Genomic DNA, 14,924 nt, shown 5'->3' on the forward strand with positions numbered 1-14,924 from the left:
CCGCCGCATGCACCGCGACCGTGCGCCACGTCACGCACGCGCCACGACGCATGCCGCGACCGGCGGTTTGCTTCGGGATGCGAGGCCGCGCTAGGTTCCGCCCCATGTCACGCGGCGCGCCGCCCCCGTCGGCCGAGCTCTGGACGCTGCCGAACGTCGTCTCGCTGTCGCGGTTCGTGCTGGCGGCCGGATTCCTCGCGTCCACCGGCAACGGCGAGCGCGTGGCGCTGGTCGGCGTCGCGTCGCTCACCGACTTCCTCGACGGCTGGCTGGCGCGCCGCCGCAACGCCGTCTCGCGCTGGGGCGCGCTCATCGACCCGCTGGCCGACCGGGCGTTCGTGCTGGCCGCCGTGACGACGCTGCTGCTCCAGGGCCAGCTCACGCTCCTGCAGGTCGGCGTGCTGCTGCTGCGCGACATCATGACCGCCATCGGCTTCCTGGTCGCGCGCAGCGTCGCCTGGCTCCGCCCCGTGGCCTTCCGCGCGCGACCGCTCGGCAAGGTCGTCACCGCGCTGCAGCTGGTCACTCTGGTCACCGCGCTGGTGTGGCCGCGCTGGGTGATGCCGCTGGTGGTCGTGCTGGGGATCGTCTCGGTGGCGTCGACGATCGACTACACGCTGCTGCTCTGGCGCGAGCGCGACCGCACGCTGAAGCCGTGAGCGGACGTCTCCCGATCGCTCGCGCGCTGACGCTCCTCGCCGCGGTGCGCGCGGCTCCGCTGGCCGCGCAGGCGCCGGCGCGGCCGGCGCTGACGCCCGAGGTGCGCGTGGACGGCGCCTTCGGCCGCGAGGGCGGCGCGTTCGGCGGCGCAGGGCTGTTCGGCGACGCGGGGCTCTACACGCGGGTCGGCGTCGTCGCCGCGGTGGGGCTCGCGCGCGATCCGGACGGCGTGGGCCCGGGCGACGGCAGCCGCACCGTGGTGCCGGCGGCGCGCCTCGAGGCGCTCGCGCGCTTCCACCTCGATCCCCTGCGGATGGCCCGCCGCGGCGTGTACCTGGGCGGGGGCGTCGCAGCCGCGGTGCGCGACGGCGCCGCGCCCCGGTGGCAGCTGGTCGCGCTGCTGGGCGTGGAGGGGGCGCCGCGCGGGCGCCTCGCGCCGGCGGTGGAGCTGGGGCTGGGCGGCGGCGTGCGCGTGGCCGTGGCGCTCCGTCGCGCGCGGCCCGGGCGCCGCTAGCCCCGGGCGCGTCGCCGGAAAACACGAACGCCCCCGAGCGATCGGGGGCGTGGTGTCATTGCCGTCGTGCGGCCTCGCGGGAGACGTCAGGCGGCCGACGTCTGGGCCTGCCGCTTGGGCGGCTGCGCGAAGCGCTCGCCCAGCGTGCGGAGCTCCTGCATCTTCTCGGCAGGGATCTCCGGGAAGCGGTCCGTCATGTACGCCATGGTGGCGTCGAACCACTCCGTCTGGTGCTCGGGCTCGCTCCCGATGACACCACACGACATGATGTGCTGGAACAGCTCGTCGCGGGCCTCCTCGAACGGCGTCGGGACCGCGACTTCCCGTCGTCCGCGATTCGCGTTGTTGCTCTTCACTCGGCTCATGAAATCCGGCTGCAAGTCGATGCTGTGATAGACGAGGAAAGCTAACCCATCCCGGGGCCTTTTCCTAGCGGTCCACGTCGCCCGATGCGAGGCCGGAAGGCAAGTCGCTGGCCGTGACGCCCTCGCGTGGGCGGGTCGCCATCGCCAGCTCGGCGCGCGCCGCCTGCGCGGCCGCGGCGGCCGCCTCGATCCGCACGACGTGGCCGAGGATGAGGTCCGCCAGCTCGTCCGGCGCTTCCTCGGGGGTGAGGCGGCCGACGCCCGGCAGCCGCGCCAGCCGCGTGTCCGGGATCGCGTGCAGGAGCCGCGTCGGGACCTCCGCGGGCACCCAGGGGTCGGCCTCGCCCCAGACGACCAGCGTCGGCGCGGTCACGCACGCGAGGTCGATCTCGTCGACCTCCTCGGTGCGCAGCGAGCGCGCGAGGTCGAGCAGGTGCGTCACCCCGTCGCGGCCGACGAAGGGCGCGAGGTAGCGCGCGACCAGCCGCTCGGGCATGTGCGCGCGGTTGGCGACGCTCCCCTGGAGCACCGGCGCCAGCAGCGGCGAGGCGCCGAACATCCCGCGCGACAGCCGGAACGCGACGCGGGCGGTGTTCCGCTGCAGCGTGCGCACGTCGCGCCCCGGCATGTGCTCGAAGGCGACCGTGTTCACGAGCACCAGGCCGGCGACGCGGTCGGGGCGCGTGGCCGCCAGCCGGAGCGCCACGCCGCCGCCCACGTCGACGCCGACGATGACCGACCGCGCCATGCGCAGCACGGTGAGCGCGCGGTCCAGGTACTCCGCCTGCGCCGCGACCCCGAAGTCGGCCTCGATGGGGCGGTCCGACTCGCCGTGCCCCAGCAGGTCGAGCGCGACGGCCGTGTGCCGCGCGATCGCGAGCTGCGGCGCCACCTCGCGCCAGAGGAAGCTGCACGTGCCGAAGCCGTGCAGCAGCACGATCGGGGTGCCGCCGTGGCCGTAGCGTTCGGCGTGCAGCGATCCGGGTCCGACGGGAAGGCGGAGGTGGTCGGCGCGCACGGGCGTGACGAGGGCGAAGCGGGAGGCGCGGAAGCGGACCGCGGCCGACGGGCCCGACGGAAACCGGCGGGACCAGCGGGGTACGGAACGGCGCGGACGGGCGAGAAGCTAACGTGCCGCGCTCCGGTGGCACGAGTCGCGCCCGCACGACAGGCACGGGCGAGGGCCGCCGGCGTGACCGCGAGGCCGTCGGCGCCGTCCACCCGATGGGACCCGATGGGCCGCGCGAGCTCGCCGGCCGGAGCAGTCGCCGGAGGACGCGCGGGTGCGTACCTTTGCCTCCGGCATACCCGCACGCGCAGCACGCGCAGGGACGCCGCATGTCGGACGAACAGACCTACGACGCCGCTCGCGCCCGCAACCTCGAGGCGCTGCTCCTCGCGTTGGCGGAGCGCATCACCGAGCTCCACGCGCGCGGCGAGCTGCTGCGGCACGCCGGTCCCCTCATGCGGCTGATCGGCGACGTGCGGAGCGAGCTCTTTCACTACGAGGTGCGCGCGACCTACGACACCCCCGAGGTGGCGGAGAGTCGGCGCATCGTGCAGCAGGCCCTCGACGCTCAGGACAGCAATACATGGCATCGAAGCGAATGGACGCCGGACGCGGAGGACGACCGGACGTCGTGAAGCAGGCCCGCGGCAAGCAGTCGCGCCGCGGCTTCTACCTCACGCTCCTCCTCGTCGGCGTGGCCGGCGTCGCCGGCATCCTCTGGGCGACGCAGCGCTCCAAGACCGCCGCCGTCGTCACCGTCCCGACGCCCGCCGCGAACCTCGCGGCCGCGCCGGGCTACGTGAAGGGCAGCCCCACCGCGCCGGTGGAGATCGTGGAGTACGCGGACTTCGAGTGCCCGGGGTGCGGCCAGTTCGCTACGGTCACCGAGCCGGACGTGATGAAGCGGCTGGTCGAGACGGGGCAGGCGCGCTACCGCGTCTACCTCTTCCCGGTGAACGCGTCGCACCGCAACAGCCCCGCGGCCTCGCTGGCCGCCGCCTGCGCGGACGACCAGGGGAAGTTCTGGGAGATGCACGACCGCATCTTCGCGGGCCAGAACGACTGGAACTCGTTCGCGACGGACGACCCGAAGTCGATCTTCGCCGGCTACGCGAAGGAGATCGGCGCGGACGCCGCGACGTGGGAGCAGTGCTACGACGGCCGCAAGCACGTCGACCGCATCGCGGCGCATGCGAAGGCGGCCGAGACGGCGCAGATCCGCTCGACGCCATCGTTCGTGATCGGGGACAAGATGGTCGCGGGCGCGCAGCCCTTCGACGTCATCAAGGCGATGGTGGACTCGGCCCGCGCCACCGCGGCCGCCGCGCCCGTGACGCCGGCCAACGCCGGCGACACCGCCAGGCGCACGCCGGTCGCGGCGCCCTGACGCTCGCGGCGCCGGGAACGACCGAGGGGCCTCGCCGTCACGGCGGGGCCCCTCATGCCTTTGGGAGGGGTGCGGATCCTCCGGATGTGAGCGGATGCCTCGGATCGCTCCTCTCGGCGCACGGGGCGTAGGCGCCACGTGGAGCGATCCGGAGCATCCGTCTCGATCCGGAGCATCCGCATCCTCTCCAAATGGCAGAAAGGTCCGGCGCGCCGGACCCGAACGACAACAGCAGCAAGGATGAAAGTCCGAGAAGGTCTGATAACGACGGATGGCTCCGGTGGAGCGCGACCGACATCGCACTCGCGCGGAGCCATCCGCTCTTATCAGACCTTCTCCGAACTTCATCCTTGCAATGCCGTTCGCCCTTCGGGGCTGGCGCGAGGACGACCGCTCAGGCGCGCCGGCGCCGCCGGGCCTCCGCCGCGTCGTCCAGCCGCAGCCGCGGCTTCCCGCCGTCGTCGCCGTCGCCCTCGGCGCCCTGCGCGGCGGGAGCCGTCGCGGGCGTCCCCGGGCCGCGCTGCCGGCGGCGGAAGGGGACCAGATCCTGGCCCAGCACCACCAGCGCGCGCGTGGCCACCGTGCTCGCCAGCGGCTCGGGGATCCCCATCACGCGGATGTAGGTGTCGATCGCCCGGTCGAAGGGCAGGTCCTCCGCCAGCGTGTCCATGAACATCAGCGCGTTGTCCACGTGCGCGCGGACGATGGACTCCTCGGCCCGGGCCTGCGCCAGCCGCAGGCGGCGCTCGGCGGCCGGCGGCAGCTTGCGGGAGAAGATCGCTTCCGGGAAGAGCTTGCCGAGCATGCGGGGACTGGTGGGCGACCGGGCGATGCGCGAGCCGGCGACGTGCGCCGGCCGGGCCACCGTCAAGATACACTGGCCGGCCGGTCAGGGGGCACGAGCCGTACCAGACAGGGACGCCCCCCGGTGACCGTGGTCACCGGGGGGCGCGAGCCGGCCAGGAACGGACGGGCCGTCAGCTCTCCTGCGCCTCGTACTGGTCCTTCAGCGACGCCACCACGCCCGGGTCGGCCAGCGTCGTCGTGTCGCCCAGCGCGCGCCCCTCGGCGATGTCGCGCAGCAGGCGGCGCATGATCTTGCCCGAGCGTGTCTTCGGGAGGTCGGCGCTGAACAGGATGTCGTCCGGTCGCGCGATCGGGCCGATCTTCTCGGCCACGTGGTCGCGCAGCTCGTCGCGCAGCGCGCCGCTGGGCGCGTGCCCGGCCCGCAGCGTGACGAAGGCCGCGATCGCCTGGCCCTTCAGCTCGTGCGCCTTGCCCACCACGGCGGCCTCCGCGACCGCCGGATGGTCCACGAGCGCGCTCTCGACCTCCATCGTGCCGATGCGGTGGCCGGCGACGTTCAGCACGTCGTCCACGCGCCCGAGGATCCAGTAGTAGCCGTCCTCGTCGCGCTTGGCGCCGTCGCCCGCGAAGTAGAGGTCCGGGCGCCCCGGCCACTTCGAGAAGTAGGTGTCGACGAAGCGCTGATCGTCGCCCCAGATGGTGCGCAGCATCGACGGCCACGGGCGCGTGAGCGCGAGCAGGCCGCCGCCCACCTCGATCTCCTGGCCGGCCGAGTCCAGCAGCGCGGCCGAGACACCGGGGAAGGGGACCGTCGCGGAGCCGGGCTTGGTGGCCGTGGCGCCCGGCAGCGGCGTGATCATGATCGCGCCCGTCTCGGTCTGCCACCACGTGTCCACGATCGGGCAGCGTCCGTGGCCGATGTGCTCGTGGTACCACATCCACGCCTCGGGGTTGATCGGCTCGCCCACGGAGCCGAGGAGGCGCAGGCGCGACAGGTCGTAGCGCGCGGGGAACTCGGGGCCCCACTTCATGAACGCGCGGATCGCCGTCGGCGCCGTGTAGAAGATGGTGACGCCGTAGCGCTCGCAGATCGCCCAGAAGCGGTCCTTCTCCGGCCAGTCGGGCGCGCCCTCGTAGAGCACGCAGGTCGCGCCGTTCGCCAGCGGCCCGTACACGATGTACGAGTGCCCGGTGACCCAGCCGATGTCCGCCGTGCACCAGTAGACGTCCTCCTCCTTGAGGTCGAAGACGTACTTCGTCGTCGCCGCCGCGGCGGTGAGGTAGCCGCCCGTCGAGTGCACGATCCCCTTCGGCTTTCCCGTCGTGCCCGACGTGTAGAGGACGAAGAGCAGGTCCTCGGCGCTCATCTCCTCGGGCGCGCGGTAGAAGCCGCCGTCGGCGTTGCGCGCCTCGCGCATGAGGCGGTGCCACCAGTGGTCGCGCCCCTCCTTGATCTCGGTGAACGCCGCGTCGCCCGGCGCGCCGGCGCGCCGCTGCACGACGACCACGTGCTCGATCGACGGGCACTCGGCGAGCGCCTTGTCGGCGTTGCGCTTGAGCGGGATCACCTGGCCGCGGCGGTAGGAGCCGTCGGCCGTGATCAGCACCTTGCACTGCGAGTCGTTGATGCGGTCGCGCAGCGACTCCGGGCTGAACCCGCCGAAGACGACCGAGTGGATCGCGCCCACGCGCGCGCACGCGAGCATCGCGATCACCGCCTCGGGGATCATCGGCAGGTAGATCGCGACGCGGTCGCCCTTCTTCACGCCCAGCCGGTCGAGCACGAGCGCGAACTGGTTGACCTTCCGGTAGAGGTCCCAGTAGGTCAGCGTGCGCTGGTCGCCCGGCTCGCCCTCGAAGATCAGCGCCGCCTTGTTGCGCCGCGGCCCCTCGACGTGCCGGTCGAGGCAGTTGACGCTCGCGTTCAGCGTGCCGTCGGCGAACCACTGCGCGTGCGGCGGCGTCCAGTCGAGCGTGCGCGTGAACGGCTTGATCCACGTCAGCTCGCGCGCCATCCGGGCCCAGAAGGCGTCGGGGTCGGCCGCGCCCTCGCGGTGCAGCGCGTCGTCGCCGACGAGCGCGTCCCGGCGGAAGGACTCGGGGGGCGGGAAGGAGCGCTCCTCGCGGAGGAGGACGTCGAGATCGCTCATGGCGCGTTGCGGCGAATTGCGGGGCGGGAGAGGGGTGCGCAACGGTGCGCACGCGCGGAAGATTACCCCGCGCCCCGTCCCGTCTCCACCCTGCCTCCACCCTGCCGCCCGACCCCCGTGGCCCACCCCGCGTCCGCGTCGCCCGATCGCCCCACCGCCGTCCGCACGCTCGCGCCGGGCGAGGTGCGCGGCGTCATCTTCGCGTCGTCGCTCGGCACCGTCTTCGAGTGGTACGACTTCTACCTGTACGGATCGCTGGCGGCGATCATCTCGAAGCAGTTCTTCTCGGGCGTGAACCCCACGGCGGCGTTCATCTTCGCGCTGATGGCGTTCGCCGCGGGCTTCGCCGTGCGCCCCTTCGGCGCGCTCGTGTTCGGGCGGCTGGGCGACCTGGTGGGGCGGAAGTACACGTTCCTGGTCACGATCCTCATCATGGGCCTCTCGACGTTCGTCGTCGGCGTGCTGCCCTCGTACGCGAGCATCGGCATCCTGGCGCCGGTGATCCTCGTCGCCCTGCGCCTGCTGCAGGGGCTCGCGCTCGGCGGCGAGTACGGCGGCGCCGCGACGTACGTGGCGGAGCACGCGCCGCCGGGGAAGCGCGGGCTCTACACCGCGTGGATCCAGACGACGGCGACGCTCGGCCTCTTCCTCTCGCTGCTCGTGATCCTGGCCTGCCGCGTGGCGCTCGGCACCGCGGCGTTCGAGGCGTGGGGGTGGCGCATCCCGTTCCTCGTGTCGCTGGCGCTGCTCGGCGTCTCGGTGTGGATCCGCGTGCGGTTGAACGAGTCGCCGCTGTTCGCCGCGATGAAGGCGGAGGGGAAGACGTCGAAGGCGCCGATCGCCGAGTCGTTCGGCAACTGGGCCAACCTGCGCATCGTGCTGATCGCGCTGTTCGGTCTCGTGGTGGGGCAGGCGGTGGTGTGGTACACGGGGCAGTTCTACGCGCTCTTCTTCCTCACGCAGCTGCTGAAGGTGGACGCGCAGACGGCCAACCTCCTGGTCGCCGCGGCGCTGCTCCTGGGCACGCCGTTCTTCCTCGTGATGGGCGCGCTGTCGGACCGCATCGGGCGCAAGCCGGTGATCCTCGCCGGCTGCGCGCTCGCGGCGCTGACGTACTTCCCGCTCTTCCGCGCGCTCACGCACTACGCGAACCCCGCGCTGGAGCACGCGCAGGCGGCGGCGCCGGTGACCGTCGTCGCCGATCCCGCCGAGTGCACCTTCCAGTTCAATCCCGTCGGGACGAGCAGGTTCACGTCGAGCTGCGACGTGGCGAAGGCCGCGCTGGTGAAGGCCGGCGTCCCGTACGCGAACGTCGCCGCGCCGGCGGGCACCACGGCGCAGGTGCGCGTGGGCACGACGGCGATCCCCGCCTACGACGCGAGCGCGAGCGACGCGGCGGCGCAGGGGCCGACGTTCGAGCGCACGCTCGGCGGCGCGCTCGCGAGCGCCGGCTATCCCGCCGCGGCCGACCCCGCGCGCATCAACCACGCGATGGTGGTCGCGGTGCTGTTCGTCCTCGTGCTGTTCGTGACGATGGTCTACGGCCCGATCGCGGCGATGCTGGTGGAGCTCTTCCCCACGCGCATCCGCTACACGTCGATGTCGCTGCCATACCACATCGGCAACGGCTGGTTCGGCGGCTTCCTGCCCACGACGGCGTTCGCGATCGTCGCGGCCACGGGCGACATCTACGCGGGGCTCTGGTACCCGATCGTCATCGCCGCGCTCACGGTGGTCGTGGGCGCGCTGCTGGTGCGCGAGACGAAGGACGTCGACATCTGAGGGCCTGTGAAGGCGGTCGCCGCCGGTGCTACGGCACCGGCGCGCCCGTCGCCGCTCGCGCGAGCGCATCGTGCACGATCCGCCCGCCGACGACGGTGAGCACGCTCGTGGTCGCGGGGAGCGCCGCCGGCGGCACGGTGAACACGTCCTGCGACAGCACGGCGAGGTCGGCGAGCATCCCGGGCGCGAGGGTCCCCTTCTCGCGCTCCATCCCCTCCGCGTACGCGGAGCCGCGCGTCAGGATCGTCACCGCCTCCTCGCGCGAGACGGCCTCGCCCGGGCGTGCCGGCGCCGTGACGGCGACGAGCATGTCGACGAACGGGTTGGGCAGCCCGTCGGAGCCGTAGCCGGTCACGATCCCGGCGGCGCGCCAGCTGCGCAGCGAGGCGCTCGTGCGCGGCTGCGCGACGACGATCCCCAACCGCGCGGCGCGCGGGACGAAGTCGCCGCCGAGCCGGCTCGCGTGCTCGAGGCGCAGCCGCCGGCGGCGCCACTCGGAGTCGGGCGCCATCCGCTCCATCTCCGACAGCACGAGCGCGAGGCTGCTGTCGCCGACGACGTGCAGCATCGTCTGGTCGCCGCCGCGCAGCGCGTCGCGCAGGATGGCGCGCACCGTGTCGAGCGGGAAGTTGAGGCGCCCGTACCATCCCGGTCGGCCCGGGTACGGCGTGCGATTGAGCGCGCCCTGCTCGATCGGCGTGCCGTCGAGCACGTACTTCACCCCGGAGACGCGGACGCGCGGCGCGGGCGTCGCGTTCACCGCGCGCCATTCCGCGACGTGGCGCCCGCCCGCACCGGCCATCGGCCAGCGCACGACCCGCACGCGCTGCGGCAGCCGCGCGGCGCGCAGGACGCGCAGCGTCTGCGCCGGCGCGAACGCATCCGCCATGTCCTGCACGCTCGTCACGCCCCAGCCCAGGCGCTGCTCGGCCTCGCGGCGCAGCGCGCGCACGACGTCGGCGTCCGGGAGCGACGCGTTCGCGCGCCGGAACACCGCCCACCCCGCGTACTCGCCCAGGGAGCCCGTGAGCCGCCCCGAGGCGTCGCGCTCGTACGTGCCGCCCAGCGGATCCGCGGCGCGGTCGGCGATGCCCGCGGCGCGCAGGGCGGCGGAGTTCACGAGCATCCCGTGCCCCCAAGGCGCGCGCAGGAGCACCGGATGCCGCGGCGCCGCCGCATCCAGCGCCGCGCGTCGGGCGGTGGAGTCGCCCAGCATGCGCGTGCCGATGGCGCCGCGGATCCACGTGCCGGGGGGCGTGCGCGCGGCCACCGCGCGCACCGAGTCGAGCACCTCCGGCAGGGCGGGACCGGCGAGCGACGTGTCGGCGGTCGAGAACGACGCGTCGAAGGCGACGCCGAGGTGCGTGTGCGTGTCGTTGATGCCGGGGATGACCACGCGCCCGCCGAGCGCGATCTCGCGCGTGGCGCGGCCGGCCATCCGGCGCACCTCCGCCGTCGTCCCGACGGCGACGATCCGCTCGCCGCGGATGGCGACCGCCTCCGCCCACGGCCGCGTGGAGTCGGCCGTGAAGATCCGGCCCCCGGTCAGGACGAGGTCGGGCGGCGGCGACGCCTGGGCGCCCAGGAGGGCGGGGACGAGGGCCGAGCAGAGCGCGACGAGGCGGCGCAGCGACATGGGCAGACGGGGGCTGTGAGAGAGCGGCGAGACTGGGCCGCGTGCTCGTGACCGTCAAGGCCGCCGGCGGCAACTGCGGGTGCCGGCGCCTCCCGGCCGGCGCTAGCATTCGGGCGTGTCGTCCCGCGCCTCGCTCCGGGGCGTCCGCTGACCGCGGCCGCCTCCCCTCCGCACCACGCCGCCGCCTCGGATCCGGTCCTCGCGCCCGCCCTCGAGGCGGTCGCGCTGCGTCGTGCCTTCGGCCCGCGCCGCGCGGTGGACGGCGTCACCCTGGCGATCGCGGGCGGCGACTGCCTGGCGCTCTTCGGCCCCAATGGGGCGGGGAAGACGACGCTGCTGCGGATGCTCGCCGGGCTGCTCTCGCCGAGCGCGGGCGAGGCGCGCGTGGGCGGCCAGCCGATCGCGCGCGATCCCGAGGTGCGCGCGCGCGTGGGGCTCATCAGCCACCACGCGATGCTCTACGCCGCGTTGACCGCGCAGGAGAACGTGGCGTTCGCGGCGCGGCTGTACGGCCTGCCCGACCCCGAGGGCGCGGCGCGCGAGGCGCTGGCGCGCATGCGCGTCCTCGACCGCGCGGACACGCCGGTGCGGCGCCTGAGCCGCGGGCTGCAGCAGCGCGTCTCGATCGCGCGCGCGATGGTGCACGAGCCGCGCGTGGTGCTGCTGGACGAGCCGTTCACGGGGCTCGACGAGGCGGGCGCGCGGGCGCTGACGGACGCGCTGACGACGCTCAAGGCGCACGGCGCCGCGCTGGTGCTGGTGACGCACAACCTCACCGAGGGCCTCGCGCTCGGCACGCACGTCGCCGTGATGCAGGCCGGCCGGCTGGTGCTGGAGCGCCCGCGCGCCGCAGTGGACGACGCCGCGTTCGCGGCCGAGTACCGCGCGCTGGTGACGGCGGGATGAGCGCGACGTCGTTTTCGCCGCCCGGCGTCCTGGCCACCGCGTGGCTCGTCGCCCGCAAGGATCTCGTCATCGAGTTCCGCACGCGCAGCGCGTTCCTCGCGGCACTGGTGTTCGCGCTGCTCGCGGTCGTGATCTTCCGCTTCTCGTGGGACCCGACGGCGGTCGCGGCGATCGACCTCGCGCCCGGCGTGCTCTGGGTGATCTTCGTGTTCAGCGGGCTGCTCGGCCTGCATCGCTCGTTCGGCGTGGAGCAGGCGGACCGCGCGATGGACGGGCTGCTCGCCGCGCCGGTGAGCCGCGAGGCGCTCTTCCTGGGCAAGGCGCTCGCGAACCTGCTGTTCGTCGCGGGCGTGCAGGGGATCGCGATCCCCGCGGTCGCGCTCTTCTACGACCTGCCGGTGGGCGGCGGCGTGCTCGCGGGCATCCTCACGGTCGCGGCGATGGCCGCGGTGGGGCTGGTCGCGGTGGGCACGCTGTTCAGCGCGATGACCGTGAACACGCGCCTGGCCGAGCTGCTGCTGCCGATGCTCGCGCTGCCGTTCTTCGTGCCGGTGGTGACGCCGGCGGCGATGGCGACGGCGCGCCTGCTGGCCGGCCGTCCCGTGGCCGAGATGGCCGGGCTGTTGAAAATGCTGGGGGCGTTCGACATGATCTTCGTCGTGGCCTGCACCCTGGCCTTCCCGTACACGCTCGAGGACTGAGCCCGGGCGCGCGGACCCCTATGACGAATCCCTCCCTCGCGGCGCCCCACGCCGCCGATCCCCATCGCCCCGGCGCGCCCGCGTCGCGCGGCGTACCATCCGATGCGCTGACGCTGCCGAAGGGCGGTCCCGACCTGCTGCTGGTCGGCGCGCTGCTGGCCGTGCTCGCGGTGCTGGTGCGCGCGATCTGGTTCACGCCGGTCGAGGCGATGCAGGGGCCGGCGCAGAAGATCTTCTACGTGCACGTGCCGGCCGCGGTGGTGGGCCTCTATCTCGGGCTGCCGGTGGTCGCGCTGTGCAGCGCGGTCTACCTCTGGCTGCGCGACGAGCGCGTGGACCGCGTGGCCGAGGCGGCGGCGGAGGTGAGCCTGGTCTTCCTGAGCGTCGTGCTGCTCACCGGGCCGCTGTGGGGCAAGCCGGTGTGGGGCACCTGGTGGACGTGGGACGCGCGCCTCACGCTGACGCTCTTCCTCTGGTTCGTGGTGCTCGGCTACCTCGTGATGCGCGGCGCGCTGGAAGACCGGCAGCAGCGCGCGCGCTTCTCCGCGGTGCTCGGCCTGCTGGCGGTGCTGCTGGTGCCGTTCATCCACCTGAGCGTGGTGCTGTTCCGCACCATGCATCCGCGCGCGATCGTGCTGAAGCCGAGCGCGCCCTCGCTGCCGCCCGAGATGCTGACGACGCTGCTGCTGGGCTTCGGCGCGACTACGCTGCTGTTCGTCGCACTGCTGCGCGCGCGCGTGCGCTACGGCGTGGAGCGCGAGCTGCTGGCGCTGCGCGGGGAGGAGGGCTGATGCCGCCGGACAACGCGGGCTACTTCCACGCGGCGTACGTCGTCGTGGGCGCCGTGTACCTGGGCTACGCGCTGCTGCTGATGCGGCGGCGGGCGCGGGTGCGGCGGGCGCTGGAGCGCGGCACGGATCGCTGAGGCAGGAACTTGCGCGCCGGACCCGAACGGCAACGGCAGCAAGGATGAAAGTCTGACCAGATCTGATAACGACGGATGGCTCCGCGTGGTGCGCGATTCCTCGCCACCACGCGGAGCCATGCGTCGTTATCAGACCTTATCCGATCTTATCCCTGCCAATACCGTTCGCCATTCAGGTCCCGCCAGTCGCGCGCCGCATCTCCGCCGCCGCGCGGACCCGCGCCGCGAACGCGCGCGCGGCCACCGGGTCGAACCGGTCGTGCCGGCCGTGCGCGCCCGTGACGTTGATGCGCGTGCCGTCGTGGCCGGTGAGGAGCACGTGGCCGGCCGCATCCACCTGCACGTCGGCGACCCGGCGCAGGTCGCAGCGCACCGCGCGGTCGGGCGCGGCGCGGCGGAAGTTGGCCAGGAAGCTCGCGACCAGGCGCGCGACGCGCGGCTGGCGGGCGGGCGCCGCATACGTCTCGCGGGCGACCCCGTCGTCGGTGAGCTGCGCCACCACCGCGTCGCCGGTCAGCAGGAGCGCGGCGGCGCCGTCGCGGCTGACGAGCGTCTCGGTGGCCAGGTGCATCGGCAGCCGGGGGACCATCATCCACGCCGCGGCCTCCTCCGCCTCCTCGATCGGGAGGACGCTGGGCTGCGCGCCGAGGAGCGAGGCGGTGGTGGCGACGAGGGCGAGGGCCAGGGTGCAGCGGCGGGCGAGGCGCATGCGGACGGCTCCGGAAGGGCGACGGACAACGCTGCTGTCCATCAGACAGCAGGACCCCCCGGAACGGTTGCGCGTCATCGCCGTGGAATCGCGCTCACGGGACGCTGACCTGGGCGTGACGAGGCGCGGTCAGTCGGGCCCGACCCAGCCCGCGTCCACCGCGTCGTCGATGGCGGCCTGCACCGCGGGCCAGATGGCCGCGAGCCCGCTCGCGATCGGCGCCATGCGGCGTCGCACGGCGGAGCGCTGCACGCCGTGCTCGCGCCAGGTGCCGCCCTCCGTCGCCAGGTTCAGCAGCAGCGGCGCCAGGCGGTCGAGCGCGTTGGCGTAGCGCGCGTCGGGCGTCTCGCCCGCGTCGAACTCCTCCCAGAGCGCGCGCAGCCGCTCGCCACCGGGGATCAGCGCGTAGAGCCGGTCGGCCGCCAGCCGCTCGCGGGCGTCGCGGTCGGTGAGCCCGACGGCGTCGAACGCGAAGGTGTCGCCGGCGTCGATCTCGACCAGGTCGTGGACGAGGAGCATCCGCACCACGCGATCGACGTCGGTCCCCGGCGGCGCGAGGTCCGCCAGCACGAGCGCCAGCGTCGCGATGTGCCACGAGTGCTCGGCCGAGTTCTCGCGGCGCGAGCCGTCGGCGAGCCAGGTGCGCCGCTCGACGCCCTTCAGCCGGTCGATCTCGAGCGCGAAGGCGAGGCGCGGCACCAGCGGCGCCAGCGCGGGATCCTGTGCGAGGCGGGAGGTGAGCATGCCGGAAGATACGGCGCCTGCAGTCCGCCGCCCGGCATCACTAGATTGCGCGGATGCTGAACCCATGGCACGACCTGCCGCCCGGCATCCATCCGCCCGACCAGGTCACGGCGATCATCGAGATCCCGGCGAAGAGCCGCAACAAGTACGAGCTGTGCAAGGACTCGGGGCTGCTCCGCCTCGACCGCGTGCTCTACTCGGCGGTGCACTATCCCGGCGACTACGGCTTCATCCCGCGCACGCTGCACGAGGACGGGGACCCGATGGACATCCTGGTGCGCATCCAGGAGCCCACGTTCCCCGGCTGCCACATCGACGCGCGCCCTGTCGGCGTGCTGCGCATGCTCGACAAGGGCGAGCCGGACGACAAGATCCTGGCGGTGCCGATGCACGACCCGCATCACCAGGAGTACTTCGACATCGCCGACCTCCCGGGGCACTACCTGAAGGAGGTCGAGCACTTCTTCCACATCTACAAGGACCTCGAAGGGAAGCGCGTCGAGATCCTCGGCTGGGAGAAGAGCGACTCGGCGATGCGCCTGATCGAGGAGTCGATCGCGCGCTACGAGGCCAAGTACGGCGTGCGCGGACCCGCGCCCGACGCGGCCGCGCCCGTGCTCGCGCGCTGA

General features: G+C 73.7%; 17 protein-coding genes. 10 read left to right on the top strand and 7 right to left on the bottom strand.

Annotated features, from left to right (window positions below):
- Positions 1–104 precede the first annotated feature (104 nt).
- Together rosag_RS04355 and rosag_RS04360 are read left to right on the top strand one after the other, a co-directional pair.
- Entirely contained in the window at positions 105–659 is a 555-nt protein-coding gene (locus rosag_RS04355) for a CDP-alcohol phosphatidyltransferase family protein (protein WP_284348817.1), read from the top strand.
- Entirely contained in the window at positions 656–1,174 is a 519-nt protein-coding gene (locus rosag_RS04360; protein WP_284348818.1) for a hypothetical protein, read from the top strand. Before rosag_RS04355 ends, rosag_RS04360 begins: the two co-directional genes overlap by 4 nt.
- Positions 1,175–1,260: 86 nt before the next feature.
- Here rosag_RS04360 and rosag_RS04365 read toward each other — a convergent pair whose 3' ends face one another.
- Both rosag_RS04365 and rosag_RS04370 read right to left on the bottom strand, forming a co-directional pair.
- Entirely contained in the window at positions 1,261–1,539 is a 279-nt protein-coding gene (locus rosag_RS04365) for a hypothetical protein (RefSeq protein ID WP_284348819.1), read from the bottom strand.
- A gap of 64 nt (positions 1,540–1,603) precedes the next feature.
- Positions 1,604–2,557, bottom strand: coding sequence for an alpha/beta fold hydrolase (locus tag rosag_RS04370; RefSeq protein ID WP_284348820.1), 954 nt, complete (start codon positions 2,555–2,557; stop codon positions 1,604–1,606).
- Between the two features lie 320 nt (positions 2,558–2,877).
- Between rosag_RS04370 and rosag_RS04375 the strand changes: the two genes are divergently transcribed.
- The gene (locus rosag_RS04375; RefSeq protein ID WP_284348821.1) at positions 2,878–3,183 is read left to right on the top strand and encodes a hypothetical protein; all 306 of its coding nucleotides are present in this window, start codon (positions 2,878–2,880) and stop codon (positions 3,181–3,183) included.
- Positions 3,180–3,935, top strand: a complete 756-nt coding sequence (locus rosag_RS04380; protein WP_284348822.1) for a DsbA family protein — start codon at positions 3,180–3,182, stop codon at positions 3,933–3,935. The genes rosag_RS04375 and rosag_RS04380 overlap by 4 nt, the downstream gene beginning before the upstream one ends.
- Positions 3,936–4,329: 394 nt before the next feature.
- Here rosag_RS04380 and rosag_RS04385 read toward each other — a convergent pair whose 3' ends face one another.
- Both rosag_RS04385 and acs read right to left on the bottom strand, forming a co-directional pair.
- Positions 4,330–4,740: a hypothetical protein gene (locus rosag_RS04385; protein ID WP_284348823.1), complete on the bottom strand. Its 411-nt coding sequence runs from the start codon at positions 4,738–4,740 to the stop codon at positions 4,330–4,332.
- 172 nt (positions 4,741–4,912) lie between these two features.
- Complete coding sequence (gene acs / locus rosag_RS04390; RefSeq protein ID WP_284348824.1) at positions 4,913–6,892, bottom strand: acetate--CoA ligase; 1,980 nt, start codon at positions 6,890–6,892, stop codon at positions 4,913–4,915.
- Positions 6,893–7,075: 183 nt separating this feature from the next.
- Here acs and rosag_RS04395 point away from each other — a divergent pair, with 183 nt between their 5' ends.
- Complete coding sequence (locus rosag_RS04395) at positions 7,076–8,674, top strand: MFS transporter (protein WP_345784818.1); 1,599 nt, start codon at positions 7,076–7,078, stop codon at positions 8,672–8,674.
- A gap of 28 nt (positions 8,675–8,702) precedes the next feature.
- On the opposite strand, the gene rosag_RS04400 is transcribed toward rosag_RS04395, so the two are convergent.
- Entirely contained in the window at positions 8,703–10,310 is a 1,608-nt protein-coding gene (locus tag rosag_RS04400) for an amidohydrolase (RefSeq protein WP_284348826.1), read from the bottom strand.
- A gap of 225 nt (positions 10,311–10,535) precedes the next feature.
- Here rosag_RS04400 and ccmA point away from each other — a divergent pair, with 225 nt between their 5' ends.
- The 4 genes from ccmA to rosag_RS04420 are packed head-to-tail and all read left to right on the top strand — an operon-like array spanning position 10,536 to position 12,842.
- Positions 10,536–11,216: a heme ABC exporter ATP-binding protein CcmA gene (ccmA, locus tag rosag_RS04405; protein WP_284348863.1), complete on the top strand. Its 681-nt coding sequence runs from the start codon at positions 10,536–10,538 to the stop codon at positions 11,214–11,216.
- Positions 11,213–11,917, top strand: a complete 705-nt coding sequence (locus rosag_RS04410) for a heme exporter protein CcmB (RefSeq protein WP_284348827.1) — start codon at positions 11,213–11,215, stop codon at positions 11,915–11,917. The genes ccmA and rosag_RS04410 overlap by 4 nt, the downstream gene beginning before the upstream one ends.
- 20 nt (positions 11,918–11,937) lie before the next feature.
- Complete coding sequence (gene ccsA, locus rosag_RS04415; RefSeq protein WP_284348828.1) at positions 11,938–12,708, top strand: cytochrome c biogenesis protein CcsA; 771 nt, start codon at positions 11,938–11,940, stop codon at positions 12,706–12,708.
- Complete coding sequence (locus rosag_RS04420) at positions 12,708–12,842, top strand: hypothetical protein (protein WP_284348829.1); 135 nt, start codon at positions 12,708–12,710, stop codon at positions 12,840–12,842. The genes ccsA and rosag_RS04420 overlap by 1 nt, the downstream gene beginning before the upstream one ends.
- Before the next feature lie 172 nt (positions 12,843–13,014).
- Here the strand turns inward: rosag_RS04420 and rosag_RS04425 are convergent, their stop codons facing one another.
- Together rosag_RS04425 and rosag_RS04430 are read right to left on the bottom strand one after the other, a co-directional pair.
- On the bottom strand, positions 13,015–13,551 hold the full coding sequence (locus rosag_RS04425) for a hypothetical protein (RefSeq protein ID WP_284348830.1): 537 nt from the start codon (positions 13,549–13,551) through the stop codon (positions 13,015–13,017).
- Positions 13,552–13,680: 129 nt separating this feature from the next.
- Positions 13,681–14,295, bottom strand: a complete 615-nt coding sequence (locus rosag_RS04430; protein WP_284348831.1) for an HD domain-containing protein — start codon at positions 14,293–14,295, stop codon at positions 13,681–13,683.
- A gap of 53 nt (positions 14,296–14,348) precedes the next feature.
- Between rosag_RS04430 and rosag_RS04435 the strand changes: the two genes are divergently transcribed.
- Positions 14,349–14,924 carry an inorganic diphosphatase gene (locus rosag_RS04435; RefSeq protein ID WP_284348832.1) on the top strand — a complete coding sequence of 192 codons (576 nt, stop codon included), beginning with the start codon at positions 14,349–14,351 and terminating at the stop codon, positions 14,922–14,924.

Source organism: Roseisolibacter agri, assembly GCF_030159095.1.
Classification (GTDB): domain Bacteria; phylum Gemmatimonadota; class Gemmatimonadetes; order Gemmatimonadales; family Gemmatimonadaceae; genus Roseisolibacter; species Roseisolibacter agri.

What these genes read in the sequence shown, in the direction of transcription:
- acs (WP_284348824.1), bottom strand. Translation starts at nt 6,892, where the DNA reads ATGAGCGATCTCGACGTCCTCCTCCGCGAGGAGCGCTCCTTCCCGCCC.
- rosag_RS04355 (WP_284348817.1), top strand. Translation starts at nt 105, where the DNA reads ATGTCACGCGGCGCGCCGCCCCCGTCGGCCGAGCTCTGGACGCTGCCG.
- rosag_RS04425 (WP_284348830.1), bottom strand. Translation starts at nt 13,551, where the DNA reads ATGCGCCTCGCCCGCCGCTGCACCCTGGCCCTCGCCCTCGTCGCCACC.
- ccsA (WP_284348828.1), top strand. Translation starts at nt 11,938, where the DNA reads ATGACGAATCCCTCCCTCGCGGCGCCCCACGCCGCCGATCCCCATCGC.
- rosag_RS04420 (WP_284348829.1), top strand. Translation starts at nt 12,708, where the DNA reads ATGCCGCCGGACAACGCGGGCTACTTCCACGCGGCGTACGTCGTCGTG.
- rosag_RS04435 (WP_284348832.1), top strand. Translation starts at nt 14,349, where the DNA reads ATGCTGAACCCATGGCACGACCTGCCGCCCGGCATCCATCCGCCCGAC.
- rosag_RS04430 (WP_284348831.1), bottom strand. Translation starts at nt 14,295, where the DNA reads ATGCTCACCTCCCGCCTCGCACAGGATCCCGCGCTGGCGCCGCTGGTG.
- rosag_RS04385 (WP_284348823.1), bottom strand. Translation starts at nt 4,740, where the DNA reads ATGCTCGGCAAGCTCTTCCCGGAAGCGATCTTCTCCCGCAAGCTGCCG.
- rosag_RS04410 (WP_284348827.1), top strand. Translation starts at nt 11,213, where the DNA reads ATGAGCGCGACGTCGTTTTCGCCGCCCGGCGTCCTGGCCACCGCGTGG.
- rosag_RS04365 (WP_284348819.1), bottom strand. Translation starts at nt 1,539, where the DNA reads ATGAGCCGAGTGAAGAGCAACAACGCGAATCGCGGACGACGGGAAGTC.
- rosag_RS04400 (WP_284348826.1), bottom strand. Translation starts at nt 10,310, where the DNA reads ATGTCGCTGCGCCGCCTCGTCGCGCTCTGCTCGGCCCTCGTCCCCGCC.
- rosag_RS04375 (WP_284348821.1), top strand. Translation starts at nt 2,878, where the DNA reads ATGTCGGACGAACAGACCTACGACGCCGCTCGCGCCCGCAACCTCGAG.